Origin of the sequence: Pseudomonas sp. BYT-1 (assembly GCF_023611805.1) — a bacterium.
GTDB classification, from domain to species: Bacteria; Pseudomonadota; Gammaproteobacteria; order Pseudomonadales; family Pseudomonadaceae; genus Aquipseudomonas; species Aquipseudomonas guariconensis.
Genome location: NZ_CP072559.1, coordinates 3,649,869 through 3,670,486, shown reverse-complemented (window position 1 = coordinate 3,670,486; position 20,618 = coordinate 3,649,869). Strand labels below are relative to the sequence as shown.

The following is a 20,618-nucleotide window of genomic DNA, read 5'->3' as shown; positions in this document are numbered from 1 at the left end:
GGTGCCCCATGGGGTTACCAGTCGTGCGTATAACTGGCCGTCAACACCATGCCGGGTGCTGGCAGATGGCTGGTGTTGTTGTTATTGCGCAACAACTGGCTGTAGAGCGGGTAGTAGTCGCGATTGAACAGGTTCTGGATGCCCACGCTCACCTTGTCGTCAGGGGAGACCTGGTACTGGCTGATCAGATCCACGGTCGTGTAGGTGTCGACCTGGTGCCGGCCGAAGCTGTCCATGCCATCGAGGCGATAGTCCTTGGAGTCGAAGAAGGTGGCTTGCAGTCGGTTGCTCCAGTCGAAATTCGGCTTGTACTGCAGGTAAGCGGTCAGTTTCAGCGGAGGAACGCGGTAGCCGGTCATGTCTTGCCAGTCTTTGCCGTCTGGCTTTTCTCGTCCTTGCATCCAGGTCGCGCTGCCGCCGGCGCCCCAGATCTCATCGTCCGACAGCCAGTCGGCGCTGGCTTCGACGCCATAGATGCGCTCTTTGGTCCGGGTCAGGATCAAGCCGTTGTTGAAGCTTTGCACATCGCCCAGCTTGGACGTGGTGTAGAACAACGCCAGGGTGCCTAGCGTGTTGCTGCCCAGTTCCCCTCGCCAGCCAAGCTCATAGTTGTTGGTTTTCACAGGTTCCAGGTTCGAGGCGCTCAGATCGAAACCACGGCGTGCGTTTCGCAGTTGGATACCCACATCAGGCAGCTGGAAACCCTGGCTGAAGGAGGCATAGATGTCCTGGCCGAGCACTGGCGAATAGACGATGCCAAGGTTCGAAAGCACCGCATCGTAGTGGATCCGCCCCCCTTCGACTGCCACGGGCGAGGTGGCCCGGGATTCGGACAGTGGAACGAAGTCATCGAACTGGGCGGTGGAGTATTCGTATCGCAGTCCGCCGTCGATCGACCAGTGCTCGTCGAAACGATGCTGAAGTTGGGCGAACGCGCCTGCGCTTCGGGTCTTGAGCGGCGGCATGTAGGTGAGCTTGCCGATCTTGTCGAAGACAAGGCCACCACTGGCGTCATAAGCCGCGGGGTCGAATACATCCAGTGGCATGTCGCTGCGCTCCTGGTTGTAGTCGCCGCCCCAGACCAATTCGGTATTGCCACTTTGCCCGAGCGGGGTGCGCAAGGTCAGGCGGCTGCCGAACACTTCGCTGTTCTGCATCACCTGGTCCACGTTGCCGCCACGGGTGGCGACGGCGCGGGCGTCGAATGGCGTGAAGCGCGTGAAATAGTCCCGGTAGTACAGCTGGGCGGAAAGCCGGCTCGAGAGGATATCGAGATGCTCGTATTCCAGATTCACCAGGGTGTTGCGAATGCGGTTCTGCTCGTCCAGATCCAGTCCCTTGATCGCGTTGGCCGGTACCGAGCCTGCTGGCAGTTTGGCGACGCGTGGGTCGGTGGCGTAGTCGGTGTCCTGGCGCGCGTCGTAGTGGCTGACACCCAGCTGCACCCGTTGGTTTTCGTCGATGTGCAGGCCAAGCTTGCCGCCGATGTTATAGATGTTGGCGTCGAACAGGTCCCCCTGGCTGGGCTCAGGCGCAATGCGGTCGCCGTGGGCATCGTACGAAGCACCGATGTGGCGGGTGCCGAAGTCGAAGGCATAGTCCACCGCGCCTTGGGAGCCTGCGACATACTGCTGGAACTGCCCGCCCAGGCCATCGCTGCCCAGCCGGGTGAGGGGCGAGGTGGCGCTCAGGCTGGTCTGCGCGCGGTTCTCGCCACCGGCAGGGCGGGTAGTGATGGAGATGATGCCGCCTGTGGCGCCGCTGCCATAAATGGCGCTGCTGCCGCGGATGACTTCGACCTGTTCGATCAGTGCCGGGTCGATGTTGGCCAGGTTGCGCGAGGAGTCGCGGTTGGTGTTGAGCGGTACGCCATCGACCATGATCAACATGCTGCGCCCGCGCAAGGTCTGGCCGTATTCGGTGACGGTGCGGCTGGAGTCGGACATGCCAGGAATCGCCTTGGCCAGTACCGTGGCCAGGCTCTCGGAGCCTTGGCGTAGTGCCTGTAGCTGGTCGTGGTCGATCAGTGTCGATTGCCGAGTTGCCGAGACTAGGTCGCTGCGGGTACGCGAAGAGGTGATTTCCATCTGCGCCATTTCAACAGGTTCGCTGCGGGTGATCGGCGAGGGGGTGGCCTGGATTTGCTCGGAGGGGACGATGATGAAGGTATGCGCATCCTTGGCCTGTACCTGCAGCCCTGAGTGCTCGAGCAGTTTTTGCAGTGCTTGCTCTGGCGTGAATCGCCCCTTCAGCGCAGGCGCCTGTTGGCCTGCACCCAGGTCGCCTGCAAAGATGATCTGTACCGAGGATTGCTGTGCCAGGGTGTTGATGGCCTGGCCAAGCGGGGCGGCCGGCAGGTCGATGTTCACCAGTTCCTGGCCTTGAGCCGATATCGCGATGAACAGGCTGCTGGCGAGTAACGACAAGCGTAGAGAGCGACCGCGCAAGGAAGAATGCACTTCTCGAGTTCCTTTGTAGTTGGCTTTTTCAACTAGCCGTCTGGGGAATCGAAAAACCCTACCTTCGCTTGAGTATTTATTTTCCGGACGCCCGGCGTTCGACCTGGACGCTGCCGTCTTCCTGGCGCGACAGGGAAACAGGCAGGATGCTTGGGAGCAGATCCAGCAGCAGATCGACGTTGTGCGCCTGGAACACGCCAGTCACCTTGAGCGCCGCCAGGCTTGGGTCACCCAGCTCGATGGGCGCCGTTCGATAGTGGCGAAGCACGGCAACGGCCTCGTCCAGCGGTGTTTGCTCGAACACGATGCGATCATGTTTCCAGGCCATCGCCTTGGTCGCGTCAACCTTCGCTACCGTCGTGAGCTGTCCACCGATCGCATCGACCTGTTGCCCTGGCGCCAGGATGACCGGCGTTTGCACGGTTGCCGGTGTATCGACTTCCACACGGCCCCGCGCCAACGTCACCCGAACATTGTCGTCATCCAGTCGACGGATATTGAACAGTGTGCCAAGCACCTGGACCCTGGCCGAACCTGCCGACACCACGAAGGGGCGGTAAACGGCCGAAGACACCTCGAATAGGACCTGGCCGGCGCGAAGATCCACATCGCGACTGAACACACGCCAGCGGACATCGATAGCGCTGGCGCTGTCGAGCAGCAGTTCGCTGCCATCGGCAAGCGCAACAGCGCGCCGCTCGCCGACCGCAGTGGTGAATCGCTCTTGCTTGTAGGCAGGGTTCAACCAGCCCAGGGCACCGATGGCCAGCGCGGCCAACAGCATGAGCGCGGCGGCCTTGGCTGGTTTGCGCGCTGTCGGCTTGGCTGGCGGAACGGGAAACAGCCGCTTGAGGTCTTCACGATGCCGTCCAAGGGCCTCATCCAATCGCCCCTTGTCGGTGTCATGGGTCATGGATGCACCTCGTCACGTCCGAGCGTTGCCCTGCATGCGGCAAGCCCCAGGCGAAGATGCTTTTCCACTGTTTTGATGGAAATACCAAGGTGCTTTGCCACTTCCGCTTGAGGGATTTCGTGGATTTTATGCAGGACGAACACCGCCTGACAGCGCGCAGGCAGTGCGGCGATCGCATCGACGAGCAATTGAAACTCACGCTCGGCCTCGTATCGGTTCACGGGGGTGGCAGCGGTACAGGGGATCTCGGGCAGTTCGCTGGCGGCCTCCACCCAGGCGGCTCGACGGCGCTCGCCACGGTAGCGGCTGATGGCGGTGTCGTGGGAAATTTTGCGCAGCAGGGCGAGGGGGCTGCGGACTTCTTCCTTTTCGCCTCGCTCGAGCAACTGCACGCACACGTCATGCACCACGTCGCGCGCTGAGCTTTTGTCACCGAAGCGTCGGCGAATGTGCTCCACGAGCTCGTCGTAGTGCCGGACCAGTGTGGTCAGCAGCGTCGGTTTGGCGGGATCGAACGACACGATGCACCCAGGAAGAAAGCTTGCTTTCGAAGCGAGTGGGCGAGTGTAAATGAGAAATAATTGCGAATAAATACCATCTTTCACAATGGTAATCGTCGAACGAAGGCGGGGGTCGAGCTTGGTTGGAGCTTTGGCGCCACAAGGGACGCGTTGCGTCGTCCCCTGTGGGAGTGCCCAAGCGATCAATCGTGATGCTTGTGCTTCTTGTGCTTGTGTTTCTTGCCGGAGTTGTGGCTGTGATGGTGATCATCATCGGCCATGCTGTTGCCGATGGCACTGCCCGCCGCGCCGCCCAGGCCGGCACCGATGGCGCCGCCGGTGGAGCCGCCAACCTTGTTGCCCAGCACCTGGCCACCTGCGGCGCCCAGGCCACCGCCGATGGCGGCTTCGGTTTTCTTGCCGTGCTTGGCCGACACCGCACCGCCTGCCGCGCCGCCAACGCCGGCGCCGATCGCGGCACCCGTACTACCACCAATGGCCTGACCGACCACACTCCCCAGAGCTCCGCCGACACCACCGCCGACCGCGGTGTTGGTGGTTTCGCCGGCGATGGCATACGAGCTGGCCATCAAGGTGAACAGTGCGATTACAGGAAATGACTTGCGCATGTTTTACAGATCTCAGGATGAATCACGAGCGCGAAGTCTGCGGCCCGGCGTGGGCACGGTCAACGAAAAACCGATGGGCTCTGGACTCAGGTCAAGCATTCGACGAGTGCTATGGCCGTTGGTCGGGGCGTTTCATGCCAGGCGCCCGTCGCGCGCCATGTGATAACGCCGCAGGTCTTGCGCCAGGATCAGGTTGCCGCGGTAGTGTGCCAGGGCTTCCTGATGCACGTCTGCGATGGACGGGCTGCGCTGGGGGTTGGGCTGATAGCGGGCACTGAAGTGGGTGAGCACCAGATTCTTCACCCCCGCCTGTTCGGCGAACTGCGCCACCGCGGCGGCCGTGCTGTGGCCGAAGGTGGCCTGGGTGCGCTCGATCAGCGGTTGGGTGAAGGTCGCCTCGTGCACCAGCACATCCACGTCCTTTGCCACCTCGGCGAGCAGGCCTGGGGTGTCGTTGTCGCCACAGACGATGATGCGCCGGGGAGGGCGGGACGCGCGCAGGTAATCCTGGGGGTTGAGCCTGCGGCCGTCGTGTACGACCGGATTGCCATGGGCCAGCTCGCCCCACAAAGGACCCCGCGGGATCCCCTCGGCGTCCAGGCGCTGGATGTCCAGGCGTGGTTCGGGGTTGATTTCGGTGAACACAAAGCCGTGGCTGGGGACGCGGTGAGACAGCGCCACGGTGCTCACCTGGATATTGTCGTTGTGCCAGGTGCCGAGTGCTTCCACCGCCAATAAGCGCAGTTCGAAGGTCAGGAAGGTCTGGCTGACCGCAAGGCTCAGGCGTATCCAGTCGTGCAGCGCCGCCGGTGTGATCAGATCCAGGGGCTCGGTGCGCCCGGACATGCCTGCGCTGGCCAGCAGGCCTGGAAGGCCGAAGCAGTGGTCGCCGTGGACGTGGGTGATGAACACCCCTCGCAGGTCGCGGATCGACAGCGAGGTATGGAGCAATTGGTGCTGGGTGGCTTCTCCGCAGTCGACCAGGTACCAATGGCTTCCAGTCGCTTCGATGACGGCGGTGCCGGTCACGTTGCGCGCCTTGGTGGGCACACCGGCTGAAGTGCCCAGAAACTGCAGATCCATGGATGGGCTCCTTAGGGGGATAGCGGCATTTTCACGGGTGACCCTGCCGTGAGGCAAGCCGGTGGCCCGAGGATCGAAAAGATGCGTCCCACGCGCCGATCAGTAGGGTATTTCTGTAAGATTCAGTCTTCATTTTGCTTAGAGCTTTGGCTATGGACGTTCATTCGATTCTCGCCTTCACCGTGGTCGCCGCGATTGCCATTGCCAGCCCCGGGCCCGCCACCTTGATGGCTATCAATAACAGCCTGGCGCACGGACAGCGCAGCGCGGTGTGGTCCTCGATCGGCAATGCCAGTGGCCTGTTCTGCCTGTCCTCGGCCGCAATGCTTGGCCTGGGGGCGCTGCTGGCCAGTTCCGAATGGCTGTTCAACGCGGTGAAGATTCTCGGCGCGGGCTATCTGTTCTATCTGGGCGCCAGGCAGTTGCTCAAGAAAGGTCCGATGCTGGCGCAAGGCGTCGAAGCGAGTGCGCAGAAGGCCCGCCCCACACGCTGGAAACTCTACAAGTCGGCCTTCCTCACGGCGGTGACCAACCCCAAGGCGACGATGTTCTTCACGGCCTTGTTCCCACAGTTCATCGACCAACAAGCGGCACTGCTGCCGCAGTTCCTGATCCTCACTTCGATCTTCATGGCTTTGTCGCTGGTGTCGTTGAGCCTGTATGCCGCTCTCGCGTCGCGGGCCAAGGGAGTGCTGACCCGTCCTGCGTTGTCGCGGTGGGTCAGTCGGGTGGTGGGGTCGACGTTCATCGGTTTTGGCGCTGCCATCCTGACCATGCGCCGGCAGGCCGCGTGAGGCACCGAGCGGTGCTTTGCAGACGAAAAGGGGGGCGCTTGGCGCCCCATTTCGTTAACCCAACACTTTTCCGGCCACCTCATCCACGGCGGCCTTGGTGATGGCCACGATGCGCTCGGCATCCTGCTTGTCCAGCACCAGCGGTGGCGCAAAGCCGAGGATGTCGCCGTGGGGCATGGCTCGCGCGATCATGCCACGCTCCAGACAGGCCGCCGACACCTGCGGGCCGACCTTCAGGGCCGGGTCGAACGCAGTACGGGCATCACGGTCGGCCATGAACTCGACCGCGCACAGCATGCCATCGCCGCGCACTTCACCGACCAGCGGATGGCCTTCGAAGGTCTCGCGCATGCGCTGGTTGAGGTAGGCGCCGACCACGGCTGCATTGCCGGTCAGGTCTTCGCGCTCGAGGATGTCCAGGTTAGCCAGCGCCGCTGCCGCGCAGATCGGATGGCCGGAATAGGTCCAACCGTGACCCATGGGGCCGGCCTTGCGCGAGCCTTCTTCGATCACGTTCCACACTTTCTCGCCGACGATCACCGCCGACAGCGGTGCATAGGCGCTGGTCAGGCCTTTGGCGGTGGTGATCAGGTCCGGGCGGATGCCGTAGCGCTGGCTGCCCATTTTGGAGCCCAGGCGGCCGAAGGCGCAGACCACTTCGTCGGCGATCAGCAACACGTCGTAGCGGTCCAGCACGGCCTGGATCGCCGTCCAGTAGCCCTTGGGCGGGACGATGATGCCGCCGGTGCCCATCAACGGCTCGCCGATGAAGGCTGCCACGGTCTCCGGGCCTTCGGCGAGAATCAGTTTCTCCAGCTCATCGGCGCAGTACTGCACGAAGGCTTGCTCGTCCATGCCGGCCGGGGCCTTGCGGTACCAGTGCGGGCAGACGGTGTGCTTGACGCCTTCGACCGGCAGGTCGAAGTGCTGGTGGAAGCTGGGCAGGCCGGTGAGGCTGCCGGTCATGATGCCCGATCCGTGGTAGCCACGATCCCGGGAGATGATCTTCTTCTTGTTCGGGCGACCGAGGATGTTGTTGTAGTAGCGCACCAACTTGACTTGGGTCTCGTTGGCGTCGGAGCCGGAGAGGCCGTAATAGACCTTTTTCATGCCCGCCGGCGCCCAGTCGATGATCCGGCTGGAGAGCTCGATGATCGCCTCGGTCGAGTGGCCCACATACGTGTGGTAGTACGCCAGCTCCTTGGCTTGGCGGTGGATGGCGTCGGCCACCTCGGTGCGGCCGTAGCCGATGTTGACGCAGTACAGGCCGGCGAAGGCATCGATCAGTTCGCGCCCTTCGTGGTCGCGCAGGCGAATGCCTTCGGCGCCGGTGATGATCCGCCCCTTGAGTGCGCCGCTGGCATGGTCATGGGCGTGGGTCGAGGGGTGCATGAAGTGGGCGCGGTCTTGTTCGAACAGCTGGTTGTATTCTGGGTTCATGGCAAACACTCCTTAGAGTTGACCTTGATGGTGCAGGCAAAAGTATTTGGTTTCGACGAAAGGCTCGAAGCCTTCGCTGCCGCCTTCGCGGCCAAGGCCTGAGGCCTTCATGCCGCCGAAGGGGATGGGGTGGCCGGTGAATTTCACGCCGTTGACCGCGACCATGGCGTGGTCCAGCCGTCGGATCAGCGGGTGGACCACGTCCAGGCGGTTGGAGCAGATGTAGGCGGCCAGCCCGTACTCGGTGTCGTTGGCCATCTCGATGGCCTGCTCCAGGGTGTCGAAGGGCATGACCCCGGCAATCGGTGCGAAGTTCTCTTCCTGGTAGATGCGCATGCCAGGGGTCACGTCGGCCAGCACCGTTGGCTGGTAGAACCAGCCGCCCAAGGCGTGGGTTTCACCGCCCACCAGGCGGCGGGCGCCTTGGGCGATGGCGTCGTCGACCCGTGCCACCGTGGCGTCGAACGCGCCCTGGTGCATCAGGGGGCCGACGTCGGCCGGGGTTTCCTGGCCGTCCACCATCGCCGGCCCTACCCGTAGCGCCCGCACCGCCTCGGCGAAGCGCGCCAGGAAGGCCTCGTACAGTGGGCGCTGGACCATGATTCGGTTGGCCGCGCAGCAGTCCTGCCCGGAGGTCTGGAACTTCGCGGCCACGGCCACCTTCACTGCCAGGTCCAGGTCGGCATCGGCGCAGACGATGAATGGCGCGTTGCCACCGAGCTCCAGGGCGACCTTCTTCACGTCTTGCGCCGCCGCCTGCAACACCAGCTTGCCGACCCAGGTGGAGCCGGTGAAGCTGACCGAGCGCACCCGTGGATCACGTACCAGGGTCTCCATCGTCATCTGCGGTTCGCCGATCACCACGTTGAACACCCCGGGCGCAAAGCCCGCCGCCTCGGCCAGCGCGGCCAAGGCCAGCGCCGAGTAGGGCGTCTCGTGGGCGGGCTTGACCACCACGGTGCAGCCTGCCGCCAGGGCGGCGGCGGCTTTGCGGGTGATCATCGCGCTGGGGAAGTTCCACGGGGTAAGCAGCGCGCACACGCCCACCGGCTCCTTTACCGTGCCCAGGTCTGCGCCGGGGATATGGCTGGGGATGGTCTGGCCATACAGGCGTCGGGCCTCTTCGGCGAACCAGGGAATGAAACTTGCGGCATAGGCGATCTCGCCGCGGGCCTCGGCCAGCGGTTTGCCTTGCTCCTGGCTGAGGATGCGCGCCAGGGCCTCCTGGTGTTCGATGATCAGTTCACCCCAGCGGCGCAGCAGGGTCGCACGTTCCTCAAGGCGCAGCTTGCGCCAGGGGCCGAAGGCACGCTGGGCGGCGTCCACCGCGGCGACGATCTGCTCGTGATCGAGCAGCGGCACATGGCCGATGGTCTGGCGGTTGCCGGGGTCGAGCACGGCGATGCTGTTGCCGCTGGTGCTGTGCACCCATTGGCCGTCGACGTAGCACAGGGATTTGAATGGGTATTCGTTCGACATGATGTTTCCCCTACCTCTCGTTGTCGTCGCGTGCGTGCCGTCTATTCCAGTACGTCCGCGATCACCGCCAGGGTGTCGCCGCACTGCACCAGTCCGGGAAAATGCCGGGCGGCCAGCAGGCCGTCGCGACGGGCGCGGTACTCCACCGGCGCGCTGCCGGTGCGGCGGATGTCGTGGATGCGGGCGATCACTTCGCCCTGGCTGACCTGTTCGCCCAGGTCGCGGCACATCTCCAGCAGGCCGTCGTGCTCGCTGGCGATGAAGCAGTCGCCATCGGGCATGTCGAGCATGATCGATTCGTCGGGCGTGACCTCGCCTTTCAGGATGCCGGCATGCACCAGCAGGTTGTGCACGCCACGTTCGGCCAGGGCCACGCTGCGCGCCGTGGCGGTGCCACCACCCCCCAGTTCGGTGGTGACGAACACCTTGCCCTGGGCCTCGGCAGCGGTGTCGTACATGGCCTGGGCATCGAGCTCCAGCATGCGCATGGCATAGGGCGCTGCGAACGCCCGCATGCCCGCTTCGCAGCGTGCCTGCTGGGCCTTGTCGGGCAGTACGTGGCAGGCGGCGAAGGGCAGAAAGTCCAGGGTGCGGCCACCGGAGTGGATGTCCAGCACCACATCGGCCATCGGCAGCAAGGTGCGTCGGAAGTAATCGGCGATTTTCTGTGTGACTGTGCCATCGGGCTTGCCCGGAAAGCTGCGGTTGAGGTTTCCCTGGTCGATCGGCGAGGTGCGGGTGCCGGCATGGAACGCCGGGGTGTTCATGAACGGCACGATGATCACCCGTCCGCTGACCTGGTCGGCGCGCAGCCGCTGGGCCAGCTTGCTGAGCGCCACAGGTCCTTCGTATTCGTCGCCATGGTTGCCGCCGGTGAGCAGTGCGGTCGGGCCGTCGCCGTGCTTGACCACGGTGATCGGAATCATCACCGCGCCCCAGGCCGAGTCGTCACGCGAATGGGGCAGCTTGAGAAATCCGTGTTGCACGCCATCGCGGGTGAAGTCCACTGTGCTGCTGATCGGGTTGGCCACTTCGGTGTCTGTGAATGCGTTCATGGCATCAGTCCTTGACGAACAACTGGCGTGGCACGTCGCACAGGGTCTGGACCCCGGTCTCGGTGATCAGGATGCTTTCGGTGATCTCAAGCCCCCAGTCGTCCATCCACAGCCCTGGCATGAAATGGAAGGTCATGCCCGGTTGCAGCACGCTGGTGTCGCTGGGGCGCAGGCTCATGGTGCGCTCGCCCCAATCCGGCGGATAACTGAGGCCGATCGGGTAGCCGCACCGGCTGTCTTTGTGAATGCCGAACTTCTCCAGCACCTTGAAGAACGCCTTGGCGATGTCACCGGTAGTGTTGCCGGGGCGGGCGGCCTCAAGGCCGGCGGCGATGCCTTCGACCACGGCTTTCTCGCCTTCGAGAAAGTGCCGTGGCGGCTTGCCGAGGTACACCGTGCGCGACAGCGGGCAGTGGTAACGCTTGTAACAGCCAGCGATCTCGAAGAAGGTCCCGGCGCCTTTGACGAACGGGGAGTCGTCCCAGGTCAGGTGCGGGGCGCTGGCGTCGGCGCCGGTCGGTAGCAGGGGCACGATGGCCGGGTAATCCCCACCATGGCCGTCCACACCGAGAATGCCGCTGCTGTAGATCTCAGCCACCAGCTCATTCTTGCGCATGCCTGGTTCGATGCGTTCGAGGATGCGCGCATGCATCTTCTCGACGATGCGTGCGGCGATGCGCATGTACTCGATTTCCTGCGGGGACTTCACCGCCCGCTGCCAGTTGACCAGCCCGGCGGCATCGCTGAAGGTCGCCTGGGGCAAATGGCGGCACAGGGCCTGGTAGGCAGCGGCGCTGAAGTAGTAGTTGTCCATCTCCACGCCGATGTTGAGCGCGCCCCAGCCCTTGGCCAGGATCACTTCCTGGCACAGGTAGTCCATCGGGTGACGCTCGCGCGACTGCACGTAAATGTCCGGGTAGCCGACGATGTTGTCGTGGCCCATGAATACCGTGCGCTTGGCGCCGTTGGCGTCCTGGCCGCGGCCGAACCAGATCGGTTCGCCTTCCTGCGCCAGCAACACGCACTGATGGACGTAGAACGACCAGCCGTCATAGCCGGTTAGCCAGGCCATGTTCGACGGATCGGTGACCAGCAACAGGTCCAGGCCCTGCGCCTGCATGGCGGCGCGGGTCTTGGCCAGGCGCTGGGCGTATTCCTGCCGGCTGAATGGCAGGTTGACCACTGACTGAGACATTGCAATGCCCTCTGATGAGTGGGGTGGGTTCAGCTGTTGAATGCCAGGCCTTTGCCGGCAGCGCGGGCGCGCTCGAAGGCGAGGTTGGCGATGGCAGTGTCCTGGGCGCCGGTGCCGGTCAGGTCGCACAAGGTGATCTGAGCGGCGCTGAGGCGACCTGGCTGTTGGCCGGCGATGACCTGGCCGAGCTCGCAGAAGCGGCTTTCGTCTTTCACCACCCCAGCGCGCAGGGCGTGGTGCAGCTCGCCGAGCAACCGGGTCTGGCCAAGGCGGTCGGCGACATAGCGCTCGACCTGGGCCACCACCTGCGGTGCGATCTCGTTCTTGTGCTCGGCATCCGAGCCCATGGCGGTGATGTGCAGGCCGGGTTTCAGGTGCCTGGGATGGATCAACGGCTCGCGGCTTGGCGTGCAGGTGATGGCAATGTCCGCGCCGTGCATGGCCTGGTCGACACTGTCGCAGACTGCGACCTGCAAGTGGCCGTCGCGTCCCAGCTCATCGCCCAGCGCCGCGGCCTTTGCTGCATCGCGTGCCCACAGTTGCACCCGCTCGATCGGGCGTACCAGGCGCAGCGCCTGCAACTGCAGGCGAGCCTGTTCGCCGCTGCCGATCAGGGCCGCGCAGCGGCTGTCTTCGCGGGCCAGCCAGCGCGCCGCCACCGCGCCGGCGGCAGCGGTGCGCACGGCGGTGAGGTAGCCGTTGTCCAGCAACAGCGCATCGAGCAGGCCGGTGCGGGCTGAAAGCAGCATCATCATGCCGTTGAGGCTGGGCAGGCCAAGGCTGGGGTTGTCGAAGAACCCCGGGCTGACCTTGATCGCGAATCGCTCGATGCCCGGCAGGTAGGCGGTTTTCACGTCCACCTCGCCGTTGTGCTCCGGCACGTCCAGCCGAAGAACCGGCGGCATGGCCACCTTGGCCGTGGCCAGCAGGGCGAATGCCTGCTCGACAGTATCGATCGCAGCGTGGTCGAGGGTGATGCAGTCTCGCAGGTCGGCTTCGTTGAGCAAGGTGATGGCCGGCATCGGTGAACCTCCAGTGAGCGAAAAAAAGACCTCAGGCAGCGGCGCCGTTGATCACCCGCAGGTGTTGTGCGGTGTCGACATTGCGTCCGCTGACCACCACCACGATCGGCCCGCGAGCGGACACCCGGCCCTCGAGCAGGGCGGCGATACCCACTGCAGCGGCGCCCTCGAGCACCAATCGCTCCTGCTGATACGCGTGACGCAGGCCATTGGCGATGGCGGCTTCGTCGAGCAGATGGACTTGGTCGAGCAGGCGTTGGGTGAGGGCGAAGGTGTGGCGGTTGTCCAGGCCGATACCGCCGCCGAGGGAGTCGGCCAGGGTCGGCAGTTCTTGCACCTCGACCGGGTGGCCGGCCTGCAGACTGGCGTGCATGGCCGCGCCGCGGTGCATGCTGATGCCGTGGGTGGTGATGGCCGGGTTGATGCTTTTGACGGCCAAGGCGACGCCGGCGAACAGACCACCGCCGGAAAGCGGTACAAGCACCTGGGTGACCTCGGGCAGTTGTTCGAGGATTTCCAGGCCCAGGGTGCCTTGGCCTGCGATCACGTCCGGGTGGTCGAACGGCGGAACCAGCGTCGCGCCTTGTTCCTGGGCATGGCGCAGGGCGGCGTGCTGGGCGTCGTCCTGGGAATGGCCGACGATGCATACTTCGGCGCCTAGGTCACGGATGGCCTGGACCTTGTTGGCGGGCACCAGATCGGACAGGTAGACGGTCGCCGGCACGCCCCGTTGCGACGCGGCGTAAGCCAATGCCCGACCGTGGTTGCCAGTGGAGGCGGTCACCACCCCCAGTGCCCGCTGTTCATCGCTGAGGCAGGCGATGGCGTTGCTGGCGCCGCGCAGCTTGAAGCTACCGGTGAGCTGCTGGGACTCGAGCTTGAGGTAGACCGGCACGCCGACCTGGCGGGTCAGGGCAGGGGAGTGCTCCAGTGGCGTGCGGCGCACGAGCCCCTGGATGCGCTGATGGGCAAGGTAGATATCGTGAAGCGAAAGCACTGACATGACCGCATCCCAACCTGTGACCTTGTGTTGGGCGGAGTCTAAGAGCGGCAAATTGTCGTGATGAATGTACTAGGTCAATTTGCCGGACATTTTTTTCATGGCGGGGATTCGGGGCGGCTTTGCGGCCTGTCGCAGGCTTCCAGTCCTGCTTCAAAGCTCATGGATCTGCGGGTATTGGCCGAACAGTTCATGCATGTCGGCCAGGGCCTTGCGCATCTTGGTGTCCGAGCATTCAGCGCCAACACACAACCTGACCGCCCTTGGCCGTGGCGTACCGCGCACCAGGAACGGTTCCGGGGGCGTCACGGCGATATGCCGACGGCGCAGTGCCCTGACCAGGCTGTCGACTTCCCAGTGCGCGGGTATGCCCAGCCAGGCACCGAGCGCCTGCGCCGGGTTGCCCAACAGGTACTCGCCCAGGTGTTCGCGCACCATCGCCTGGCGGGCGCTGATCAGCTTGCGCTGCAGTTCGGCCAACTGCGCCGCGCGGCCGTCGTTGATCCAGCGGGTGGCGATCTCCGCCACCAGCGGGGTAGCCATCCAGCTGTTGACCCGCAGGATGCTCTCGGTGCGTAGCGCCAGGCGCTTGGGCATCGCCAGGTAGCCGACCCGCAGCCCGGTGAGCACCGACTTGGTCATGCTGGTGCAATAGAACGACAGCTCCGGCGCGTAGTGGCTGATCGGCGGCGCATGCCGCTCGCCCAGCAGGGGGCCGTAGACGTCGTCCTCGATGATGTGCACGCCAAAGCGCCGAGCGATGGCGGCGATCTCCCGGCGCCGGGCGTCGGGCATCAGGCTGGTGGTGGGGTTGTTGAGGTTGGGCGTGCACACCAGGGCCGTGACCCGCTCGTTGCTGCACAAGTCCTCGAAGTGCTCCGGGTCGATGCCGTCGCGGTCCATCTCCAGGCCCTTGAGAGTGAACCCCAGCACCTGCGAATTGCCGATCACGCCGTGGTCGGTCAGCCCCTCGCAGAGCACCACATCATCCGGCCCGGCCAGCGACGCCAAGGCCAGGAAGATGCCATGGGCCGCGCCGTTGGTGACCAGCACGTCGTCGCGCTCCACATTCATGCCCAGTCCGGCCAGCCAGCGCACCGCGGCCTCGCGATGGCTCTCGAACCCGGCGATCGGGCGGTAGGCATGGATCCAGGGTTGGTCCTCCTCCAGGCTGAGCTCGGCGCAGGTGTCGCGCCAGATGCGCTCGTGCGCCTGGGTATGCAGGATGCGGGTGATGGAAAAATCCACCAGGGTACGCTCGGGCAGGTCGATGATGTCGTCAGCCACCCGGTCGCTCATGCGTCGGCTGACGAAACTGCCACGGCCAATCTCGCAGCGCACCAGGCCTTGGCGCTCCAGTTCCTTGTAGGCATTGGTCACTGTCTGCACGCTGATTCCCAGGGCATCGGCCACCTGGCGCTGCGGTGGCAGGCGCTGGTCATGGACCAGCTCGCCGCGCTCGATCTCCCCGGCGATGGCCTGCACCAGCAGCTTGTACTTGGACTCGCCGATGCGCGCCGAGTCGAGGACGCTCTTCCAGTTCTTCATGTGTATCGCTTCGCTGACCGGGACTGCACACAGCATCGCCCGCGCAGGATCTTCGGGCAATTGTCCTAGTGCAATCCCATCGGCTGCGGGGCTTTTGTATGCTCCGGCCCAAGGTCGACACCCGTAAGTAACAAGACTACGTCGGCCCGCCGGAACGCTCGGGCTGTGCACCGATCGAACGACACACCCGGCCTTCGCTGTTTTGCTCCACTGCCTCCTAAACACAGAGCCGTCGCCGACGGTTTGATAACAAAACAGGAGATTCATTGATGAGCCAGCCTTCCCCCAACGCGGTTTCTTCCCTCAAGCGCCTGCTGGTGGCCTGTGCGGCCATCGGCCTGGCAGCCAGCGCCCAGGCGACGACCCTCGACACCATCAAGGAAAACAGCCGTATCCGCATCGGATATGCCAACGAAACCCCGTTCGCTTTCACCGAGACCGATGGTCGAGTCACGGGCGAATCGCCCGAGATCGCCAAAGTCATCTTCCAGAAGATGGGCATCAAGCAAGTCGATGGCGTGCTGACCGAATGGGGCTCGTTGATCCCTGGTCTGCGGGCGGGGCGCTTCGATGTGATCGCCGCCGGCATGTACATCACGCCGGCGCGCTGCAAACAGGTGATCTTCACCGACCCGCAGTACGCCTTGCCCGACACCTTGCTGGTGGCCGCCGGCAACCCCAAAGGCCTGCACAGCTATGCCGACATCGCCAAGAACCCCGACGTGAAGCTCGCGATAATGGCCGGTACCGTCAACCTCGCCTACGCCCGCGAATCCGGGGTCAAGGACGAGCAGATCCTTCAGGTACCCGACACCACGGCGCAGTTGCAAGCCGTGCGTGCCGGTCGCGCCGACGCCGCCGTGGGCACTCAGCTGACCATGAAGGGCTTGGCGAAAAAGGGCGGCGACAAGGTCCAGGCGATCACCGACTTCACCGACGATCCGTCCCATACCGGCTATGGCGCTCTGGCGTTTCGCCCAGAGGACAAGGACCTGCGTGATGCGGTCAATGCCGAGCTCAAGCGCTGGCTGGGCAGCGAGGAGCACCTGAAGACTGTCGCGCCGTTCGGCTTCGACCGCTCCAACGTGACCGACAAGACCGCCGCCGAGCTGTGTGCCCAGCAATGAATCGAGGTGGCATGGCGCTTGCCATGCCGTTCCCTGCGTAATCCGATTATTCAGGTCGAACCATGGGTGAATTGATACCGCTGTTACTGCAAGGCGCCTGGATCACTGTCCAGGTCACATTCTTCGGCTCGCTGCTGGCCATTGTCGCCGCGATACTCGCGGCCCTTGGCAGGCGCTCGTCCTGGCGACCCTTGAGCTGGTTCTGCGTGGCGTACATCGAGCTGTTTCGCGGCACGTCGCTGCTGGTGCAGCTGTTCTGGCTGTTCTTCGTCCTGCCGCTGCCGCCGTTCAACCTTGAGCTGAGCGCCTACACGGTGGCCATCGTCGGCCTGGGGCTGCACATCGGTGCCTATGGCGCCGAAGTGATGCGTGGGGCCATCGGCTCGGTGGCCAAGGGGCAATATGAAGCCTGCGTCGCCCTCAACATGCCGCCGGCCACCCGCTTTCGCCGGGTCATCCTGCCCCAGGCACTGCTGGCGGCGATCGCTCCGGGCACCAACCTGTTGATCGAGCTGCTCAAGAACACCTCGCTGGTGTCCTTGATCACCTTGTCAGACCTGAGCTTCCGCGCCCGCCAACTGGATCAGGCGACCTTCCAGACCCTGGAGATCTTCAGCCTGACCCTGCTGCTGTACTTCGTCTTGGCGCAAGTCATCAACTTCACCATGCGCGGCGTCGAACGGCGCCTGGGCCGTGGTCGCCTGCGGGGGAGCCTGTCATGAATATCTGGGACTGGAACTACGTCGCGCAGATCCTGCCACAGTTGCTGCAGGCCTCGATCAAGACCCTGGGCATCACGCTGGTGGGCTTTTTGATCGCGATCGTTCTGGGGCTGTTCCTGGCGATCGGTCGACGTAGCCGGCAAGTGGTCATCGCCTGGCCGGTGACCTTGCTGATCGAGTTCATCCGCAGCACGCCGCTGTTGATCCAGGTGTACTTTCTGTACTACGTGCTGCCCAACTATGGCGTGAACATGAGCGCGATGCAGGCGGGCATCCTCGGCATCGGCCTGCACTACGCCTGCTACCTCGCCGAGGTCTATCGCGGGGGCCTGGACGCCGTGCCGCGCAGCCAGTGGGAGGCGGTGGTGGCGCTGAACTTCGCGCCCTGGACGGCCTACCGCACGGTCATCCTGCCCCAGGCGGTGCGACCGATCCTACCGCCATTGGGCAACTACCTGATCGCGATGCTCAAGGACACCCCGGTGCTCTCTGCCATCACCGTGGTGGAAATCATGCAGCAGGCCAAGAACGTCGGCTCCGAAAGCTTCCGCTACCTGGAGCCGATCACCCTGGTCGGTCTGTTCTTCCTGGCCTTGAGCGTCGCTCTGGCCTATCTGGTTCGGCGCCTCGAAGTGCGCCTGGAGTTACGCTAATGATCGCGCCTGTCTCGAACCTCGCCACCCTCACCACCAGCCCCCTGCAGCGGGACCACGCCATGCCGGAACCGGCCATCGTCCAGCCGATCGTCGCCTTTCGCGACGTGACCAAACGCTACGGCAACTTCACCGTGCTCGATGGCCTGAACCTGGAAGTCGCGCCGGGCGAGAAGGTGGCGATCATCGGCCCCAGCGGCTCGGGCAAATCGACCTTGCTACGGGTACTGATGACCCTGGAGGGTATCGACCAGGGCATGATCGAAGTGGACGGCGAATCGCTGACCCACATGCCAGGACGCAACGGCACCCTGGTGAGCGCCAACGACCGCCATGTGCGCCGCGTGCGCTCGAAGATCGGCATGGTGTTCCAGAGCTTCAACCTGTTCCCGCACATGAGCGCCTTGCAGAACGTCATCGAAGCGCCAGTGCAGGTCCTTGGCATCAAGCCCGCCGAAGCCCGAGAGCGCGCCGCTGAACTGCTGGAAATGGTCGGGCTGGGCAACAAGTTCGACCATTACCCTTCGCAGCTTTCAGGTGGCCAGCAACAGCGGGTGGCCATCGCCCGGGCCTTGGCCATGCGGCCCAAGGTGATGCTGTTCGACGAGGTCACCTCGGCCTTGGACCCGGAGCTGTGCGGTGAAGTGCTCAATGTCATCCGCAGGCTCGGCAGCGAGCACAACTTGACCATGCTCATGGTCACCCACCAGATGGGCTTTGCCCGTGAGTTCGCGGATCGGGTGTGCTTCTTCTACAAGGGGCAGATCCACGAACAGGGCGCGCCCGCCCAGCTGTACGAGCATCCTCAGCAGGAGCGGACCCGGGCGTTTCTGAGTGCGGTCAGGGAAGCCAACTGAAGGCCATCCTGTGCCATTTTCCATGGCCCGTTCGCGGCGTCGAACCGCCGCGAAGCAGGCGGCGCGGTGGAGCAGGGCAATCGCTCCCACACGCACCGCGCTGGGTGGCCTCAGGTCTCTGTGGCCTGTGCCTCGGCGTGGGTGCGTTTGACGGCGGATTTCTTTTCCTGGACGACGATGTAGAACTCCTCGCCATGCTTGACCGCGCCATACAGTACGGCTTTCTCGATCAGCTCGTTGCCGCGCAGGTGACGCAGCATCATCGGATCGCGGCGCAGGTCGCGGTAAAGCGCCAGGCACAGCAGCACCATCACGATCACGAACGGCAACGCCACGACGATCGTGAGGTTTTGCAGCCCGGTCAGGGCCTCGCCTGGGTTGGCCGGGTCACCGATCGCCAGCATGATCGCCGCTACCGTGCCGGTCAGCGCGCCCCAGAAGATCACCGTGGCCCGGGACGGCTCCGTGGTGCCGTGCTCGGACAGCGTGCCCATCACCAGGGAGGCGGCATCGGCGCCGGAGACGAAGAAGATACCCACCAGGATCATGATCAATACCGAAGTCACCGACGCCCACGGGTAGCTTTCCAGCAGCTCGTAGAGCGCGTGGTTGCTGTTCACGGCGCCATTGACCAGGGTGAAGGTGCCTTCTTGCAGGGCATCGATACCGGCACCGCCGAAGATCGTGAACCAGATCAAGCTCACCAGGCTAGGCACCAGCAGCACACCGGTGACGAACTGGCGAATGGTGCGCCCGCGGCTGATGCGCGCGATGAACATGCCGACGAAGGGCGTCCAGGAAATCCACCAGGCCCAGTAGAACACGGTCCAGCCGGCCAGCCAGTTGTCCATCTGCTCGCCACCGCTGGCGCTGGTGCGCGCCATCATTTCCGGGAGCATCTTGATGTACACGCCGATCGAGGTCGGCAGCAGGTTGAGCATCAGCAGCGTCGGGCCGACCATGAAGGTGAACAGTGCCAGCACCAACGCCAGCACCATATTGGTGTTGGACAGCCACTGGATGCCCTTGCCGATACCGGACACCGCCGAGGCGACGAAGGCCACGGTCAGCAGGGTGATGATCGAGATGTAGAAGATTTTGCCGGGATGCTCGATCCAGCCGTTGTACTCCAGGCCGCCGGCGATCTGCAGGGCGCCCAGGCCCAGGGAGGCGGCGGAGCCGAACAAAGTGGCGAAGATCGCCATCATGTCGATCACGCGGCCGATGGGGCCGTTGGCATGGCGGCCGATCAGCGGTCGGAACGCCGTGGAAATCAGCTGCGAGCGCCCGCGCCGGAACGTGCCGTAGGCGATCACCAGGCCGACGATGGCGTACATGGCCCAGGGGTGCAGCGTCCAGTGGAACAGGGTAGTGGCCATGGCCACCTGCATCGCCTCGCTGGTTTGTCCGGCGGCAGTTCCTGGAGGCGGGGAGACGTAATGCGACAGTGGCTCAGCCACGCCGAAGAACATCAGACCGATGCCCATGCCGGCGCTGAACATCATCGCTACCCAGGACACGGTGCGAAACTCCGGCGCCTCGCCATCGCGCCCCAACGGGACTTTTCCATAGCGGCTTGCGGCCAGCCACAGCACGAAGACCACGAACAAGGTCGAGGTGAGAACGAAGAACCAACCGAAATGGACGATGACCCAGGACTGGGCGGTGGAGGCGCTTTTGGCCAGGCTCGCTTGGCTGACGAAGCCCCAGATGACGAATGCGACTGCGAGGATGCTGGTGATGCCGAAGACAATCCAGTCGATCTTGCCTTCGAGGTGACGATCCTTCTTGGCTTCTTCGGTCTGCGAAGGATCTGTCACGCCAAGGGCGAGTGTTTCAACGTTCTCTTCCTTTGCCATGTGTCGTAATGCCCCTTTTGTGGGTGCCTGGCCGCTGCAGGTTTGTTGTTGTTGTGCTTGCCGCTACGCGACGACGTGCGACCCGGTCAGGCCGAGCCGCCAAGCGGCGATTATCCTGCCGGCCAAAGGGGGCTTCCTATTCCCAGACCGTCCTGGCACGTCCTTGTTACGACGCCATGGCGGGCTGCCGATTTGGCCGTTGGGCCAGAAGATGAGCCGGAACACCTAGTGAAATCTTCGTAGGACTATCCTTTTCAGCGACGTCAAGATCACGACCAAAGGA

Annotated in this window: 18 protein-coding genes; 5 read left to right on the top strand and 13 right to left on the bottom strand. The window is 64.1% G+C overall.

Features of this window, described 5'->3' with window-relative positions:
• Positions 1-14 precede the first annotated feature (14 nt).
• From J5X93_RS17135 to J5X93_RS17115, 5 genes are all read right to left on the bottom strand, one after another.
• Positions 15-2,459 carry a TonB-dependent receptor gene (locus tag J5X93_RS17135; protein WP_182942709.1) on the bottom strand — a complete coding sequence of 815 codons (2,445 nt, stop codon included), beginning with the start codon at positions 2,457-2,459 and terminating at the stop codon, positions 15-17.
• Between the two features lie 76 nt (positions 2,460-2,535).
• Complete coding sequence (locus J5X93_RS17130) at positions 2,536-3,372, bottom strand: FecR family protein (protein ID WP_182942711.1); 837 nt, start codon at positions 3,370-3,372, stop codon at positions 2,536-2,538.
• On the bottom strand, positions 3,369-3,893 hold the full coding sequence (locus J5X93_RS17125) for an RNA polymerase sigma factor (protein WP_043212039.1): 525 nt from the start codon (positions 3,891-3,893) through the stop codon (positions 3,369-3,371). The genes J5X93_RS17130 and J5X93_RS17125 overlap by 4 nt, the downstream gene beginning before the upstream one ends.
• 182 nt (positions 3,894-4,075) lie before the next feature.
• Entirely contained in the window at positions 4,076-4,501 is a 426-nt protein-coding gene (locus J5X93_RS17120) for a YMGG-like glycine zipper-containing protein (RefSeq protein WP_070572586.1), read from the bottom strand.
• A gap of 132 nt (positions 4,502-4,633) precedes the next feature.
• Positions 4,634-5,584 carry a ribonuclease Z gene (locus J5X93_RS17115; protein ID WP_182942713.1) on the bottom strand — a complete coding sequence of 317 codons (951 nt, stop codon included), beginning with the start codon at positions 5,582-5,584 and terminating at the stop codon, positions 4,634-4,636.
• A gap of 152 nt (positions 5,585-5,736) precedes the next feature.
• On the opposite strand from J5X93_RS17115, the gene J5X93_RS17110 reads away from it, so the two are divergent.
• Positions 5,737-6,378 carry a LysE family translocator gene (locus J5X93_RS17110; RefSeq protein WP_043212034.1) on the top strand — a complete coding sequence of 214 codons (642 nt, stop codon included), beginning with the start codon at positions 5,737-5,739 and terminating at the stop codon, positions 6,376-6,378.
• A 54-nt stretch (positions 6,379-6,432) separates the two neighbouring features.
• Here the strand turns inward: J5X93_RS17110 and J5X93_RS17105 are convergent, their stop codons facing one another.
• The 7 genes from J5X93_RS17105 to ehuR form a co-directional block, all read right to left on the bottom strand.
• Positions 6,433-7,818, bottom strand: coding sequence for an aspartate aminotransferase family protein (locus J5X93_RS17105; protein WP_043212033.1), 1,386 nt, complete (start codon positions 7,816-7,818; stop codon positions 6,433-6,435).
• 12 nt (positions 7,819-7,830) lie between these two features.
• Positions 7,831-9,297 carry an NAD-dependent succinate-semialdehyde dehydrogenase gene (locus J5X93_RS17100; RefSeq protein WP_182942717.1) on the bottom strand — a complete coding sequence of 489 codons (1,467 nt, stop codon included), beginning with the start codon at positions 9,295-9,297 and terminating at the stop codon, positions 7,831-7,833.
• 41 nt (positions 9,298-9,338) lie between these two features.
• Entirely contained in the window at positions 9,339-10,352 is a 1,014-nt protein-coding gene (gene doeB, locus J5X93_RS17095) for a N(2)-acetyl-L-2,4-diaminobutanoate deacetylase DoeB (protein ID WP_102082435.1), read from the bottom strand.
• 4 nt (positions 10,353-10,356) lie between these two features.
• Positions 10,357-11,547, bottom strand: coding sequence for an ectoine hydrolase DoeA (doeA, locus tag J5X93_RS17090; RefSeq protein WP_090344462.1), 1,191 nt, complete (start codon positions 11,545-11,547; stop codon positions 10,357-10,359).
• 29 nt (positions 11,548-11,576) lie between these two features.
• On the bottom strand, positions 11,577-12,569 hold the full coding sequence (gene eutC / locus J5X93_RS17085; RefSeq protein ID WP_182815547.1) for an ectoine utilization protein EutC: 993 nt from the start codon (positions 12,567-12,569) through the stop codon (positions 11,577-11,579).
• 31 nt (positions 12,570-12,600) lie between these two features.
• A complete protein-coding gene (eutB, locus tag J5X93_RS17080) occupies positions 12,601-13,572 on the bottom strand; it encodes a hydroxyectoine utilization dehydratase EutB (protein WP_090344467.1) in 972 nt (323 codons plus the stop codon).
• 150 nt (positions 13,573-13,722) lie between these two features.
• On the bottom strand, positions 13,723-15,117 hold the full coding sequence (ehuR, locus tag J5X93_RS17075; protein ID WP_182942719.1) for a MocR-like ectoine utilization transcription factor EhuR: 1,395 nt from the start codon (positions 15,115-15,117) through the stop codon (positions 13,723-13,725).
• Between the two features lie 269 nt (positions 15,118-15,386).
• On the opposite strand from ehuR, the gene ehuB reads away from it, so the two are divergent.
• The 4 genes from ehuB (at position 15,387) to ehuA (ending at position 18,476) form a co-directional block, all read left to right on the top strand.
• The gene (ehuB, locus tag J5X93_RS17070; RefSeq protein ID WP_043212186.1) at positions 15,387-16,244 is read left to right on the top strand and encodes an ectoine/hydroxyectoine ABC transporter substrate-binding protein EhuB; all 858 of its coding nucleotides are present in this window, start codon (positions 15,387-15,389) and stop codon (positions 16,242-16,244) included.
• A 62-nt stretch (positions 16,245-16,306) separates the two neighbouring features.
• Positions 16,307-16,966 (top strand): ectoine/hydroxyectoine ABC transporter permease subunit EhuC, encoded by a 660-nt coding sequence (gene ehuC, locus J5X93_RS17065; protein ID WP_043212187.1) that lies wholly within the window; start codon positions 16,307-16,309, stop codon positions 16,964-16,966.
• Complete coding sequence (ehuD, locus tag J5X93_RS17060) at positions 16,963-17,619, top strand: ectoine/hydroxyectoine ABC transporter permease subunit EhuD (RefSeq protein ID WP_102082432.1); 657 nt, start codon at positions 16,963-16,965, stop codon at positions 17,617-17,619. Before ehuC ends, ehuD begins: the two co-directional genes overlap by 4 nt.
• On the top strand, positions 17,619-18,476 hold the full coding sequence (ehuA, locus tag J5X93_RS17055; protein WP_414628461.1) for an ectoine/hydroxyectoine ABC transporter ATP-binding protein EhuA: 858 nt from the start codon (positions 17,619-17,621) through the stop codon (positions 18,474-18,476). The genes ehuD and ehuA overlap by 1 nt, the downstream gene beginning before the upstream one ends.
• A gap of 110 nt (positions 18,477-18,586) precedes the next feature.
• Here ehuA and J5X93_RS17050 read toward each other — a convergent pair whose 3' ends face one another.
• Positions 18,587-20,335 (bottom strand): BCCT family transporter, encoded by a 1,749-nt coding sequence (locus J5X93_RS17050; RefSeq protein WP_043212194.1) that lies wholly within the window; start codon positions 20,333-20,335, stop codon positions 18,587-18,589.
• Positions 20,336-20,618 lie beyond the last annotated feature (283 nt).

Excerpts from the sequence above, each read along its gene's own strand:
- J5X93_RS17130 (WP_182942711.1), bottom strand. The coding sequence starts at position 3,372 with ATGACCCATGACACCGACAAGGGGCGATTGGATGAGGCCCTTGGACGG.
- J5X93_RS17120 (WP_070572586.1), bottom strand. The coding sequence starts at position 4,501 with ATGCGCAAGTCATTTCCTGTAATCGCACTGTTCACCTTGATGGCCAGC.
- J5X93_RS17115 (WP_182942713.1), bottom strand. The coding sequence starts at position 5,584 with ATGGATCTGCAGTTTCTGGGCACTTCAGCCGGTGTGCCCACCAAGGCG.
- J5X93_RS17110 (WP_043212034.1), top strand. The coding sequence starts at position 5,737 with ATGGACGTTCATTCGATTCTCGCCTTCACCGTGGTCGCCGCGATTGCC.
- J5X93_RS17105 (WP_043212033.1), bottom strand. The coding sequence starts at position 7,818 with ATGAACCCAGAATACAACCAGCTGTTCGAACAAGACCGCGCCCACTTC.
- J5X93_RS17100 (WP_182942717.1), bottom strand. The coding sequence starts at position 9,297 with ATGTCGAACGAATACCCATTCAAATCCCTGTGCTACGTCGACGGCCAA.
- doeB (WP_102082435.1), bottom strand. The coding sequence starts at position 10,352 with ATGAACGCATTCACAGACACCGAAGTGGCCAACCCGATCAGCAGCACA.
- doeA (WP_090344462.1), bottom strand. The coding sequence starts at position 11,547 with ATGTCTCAGTCAGTGGTCAACCTGCCATTCAGCCGGCAGGAATACGCC.
- eutC (WP_182815547.1), bottom strand. The coding sequence starts at position 12,569 with ATGCCGGCCATCACCTTGCTCAACGAAGCCGACCTGCGAGACTGCATC.
- eutB (WP_090344467.1), bottom strand. The coding sequence starts at position 13,572 with ATGTCAGTGCTTTCGCTTCACGATATCTACCTTGCCCATCAGCGCATC.
- ehuR (WP_182942719.1), bottom strand. The coding sequence starts at position 15,117 with ATGAAGAACTGGAAGAGCGTCCTCGACTCGGCGCGCATCGGCGAGTCC.
- ehuB (WP_043212186.1), top strand. The coding sequence starts at position 15,387 with ATGAGCCAGCCTTCCCCCAACGCGGTTTCTTCCCTCAAGCGCCTGCTG.
- ehuC (WP_043212187.1), top strand. The coding sequence starts at position 16,307 with ATGGGTGAATTGATACCGCTGTTACTGCAAGGCGCCTGGATCACTGTC.
- ehuD (WP_102082432.1), top strand. The coding sequence starts at position 16,963 with ATGAATATCTGGGACTGGAACTACGTCGCGCAGATCCTGCCACAGTTG.
- ehuA (WP_414628461.1), top strand. The coding sequence starts at position 17,619 with ATGATCGCGCCTGTCTCGAACCTCGCCACCCTCACCACCAGCCCCCTG.
- J5X93_RS17050 (WP_043212194.1), bottom strand. The coding sequence starts at position 20,335 with ATGGCAAAGGAAGAGAACGTTGAAACACTCGCCCTTGGCGTGACAGAT.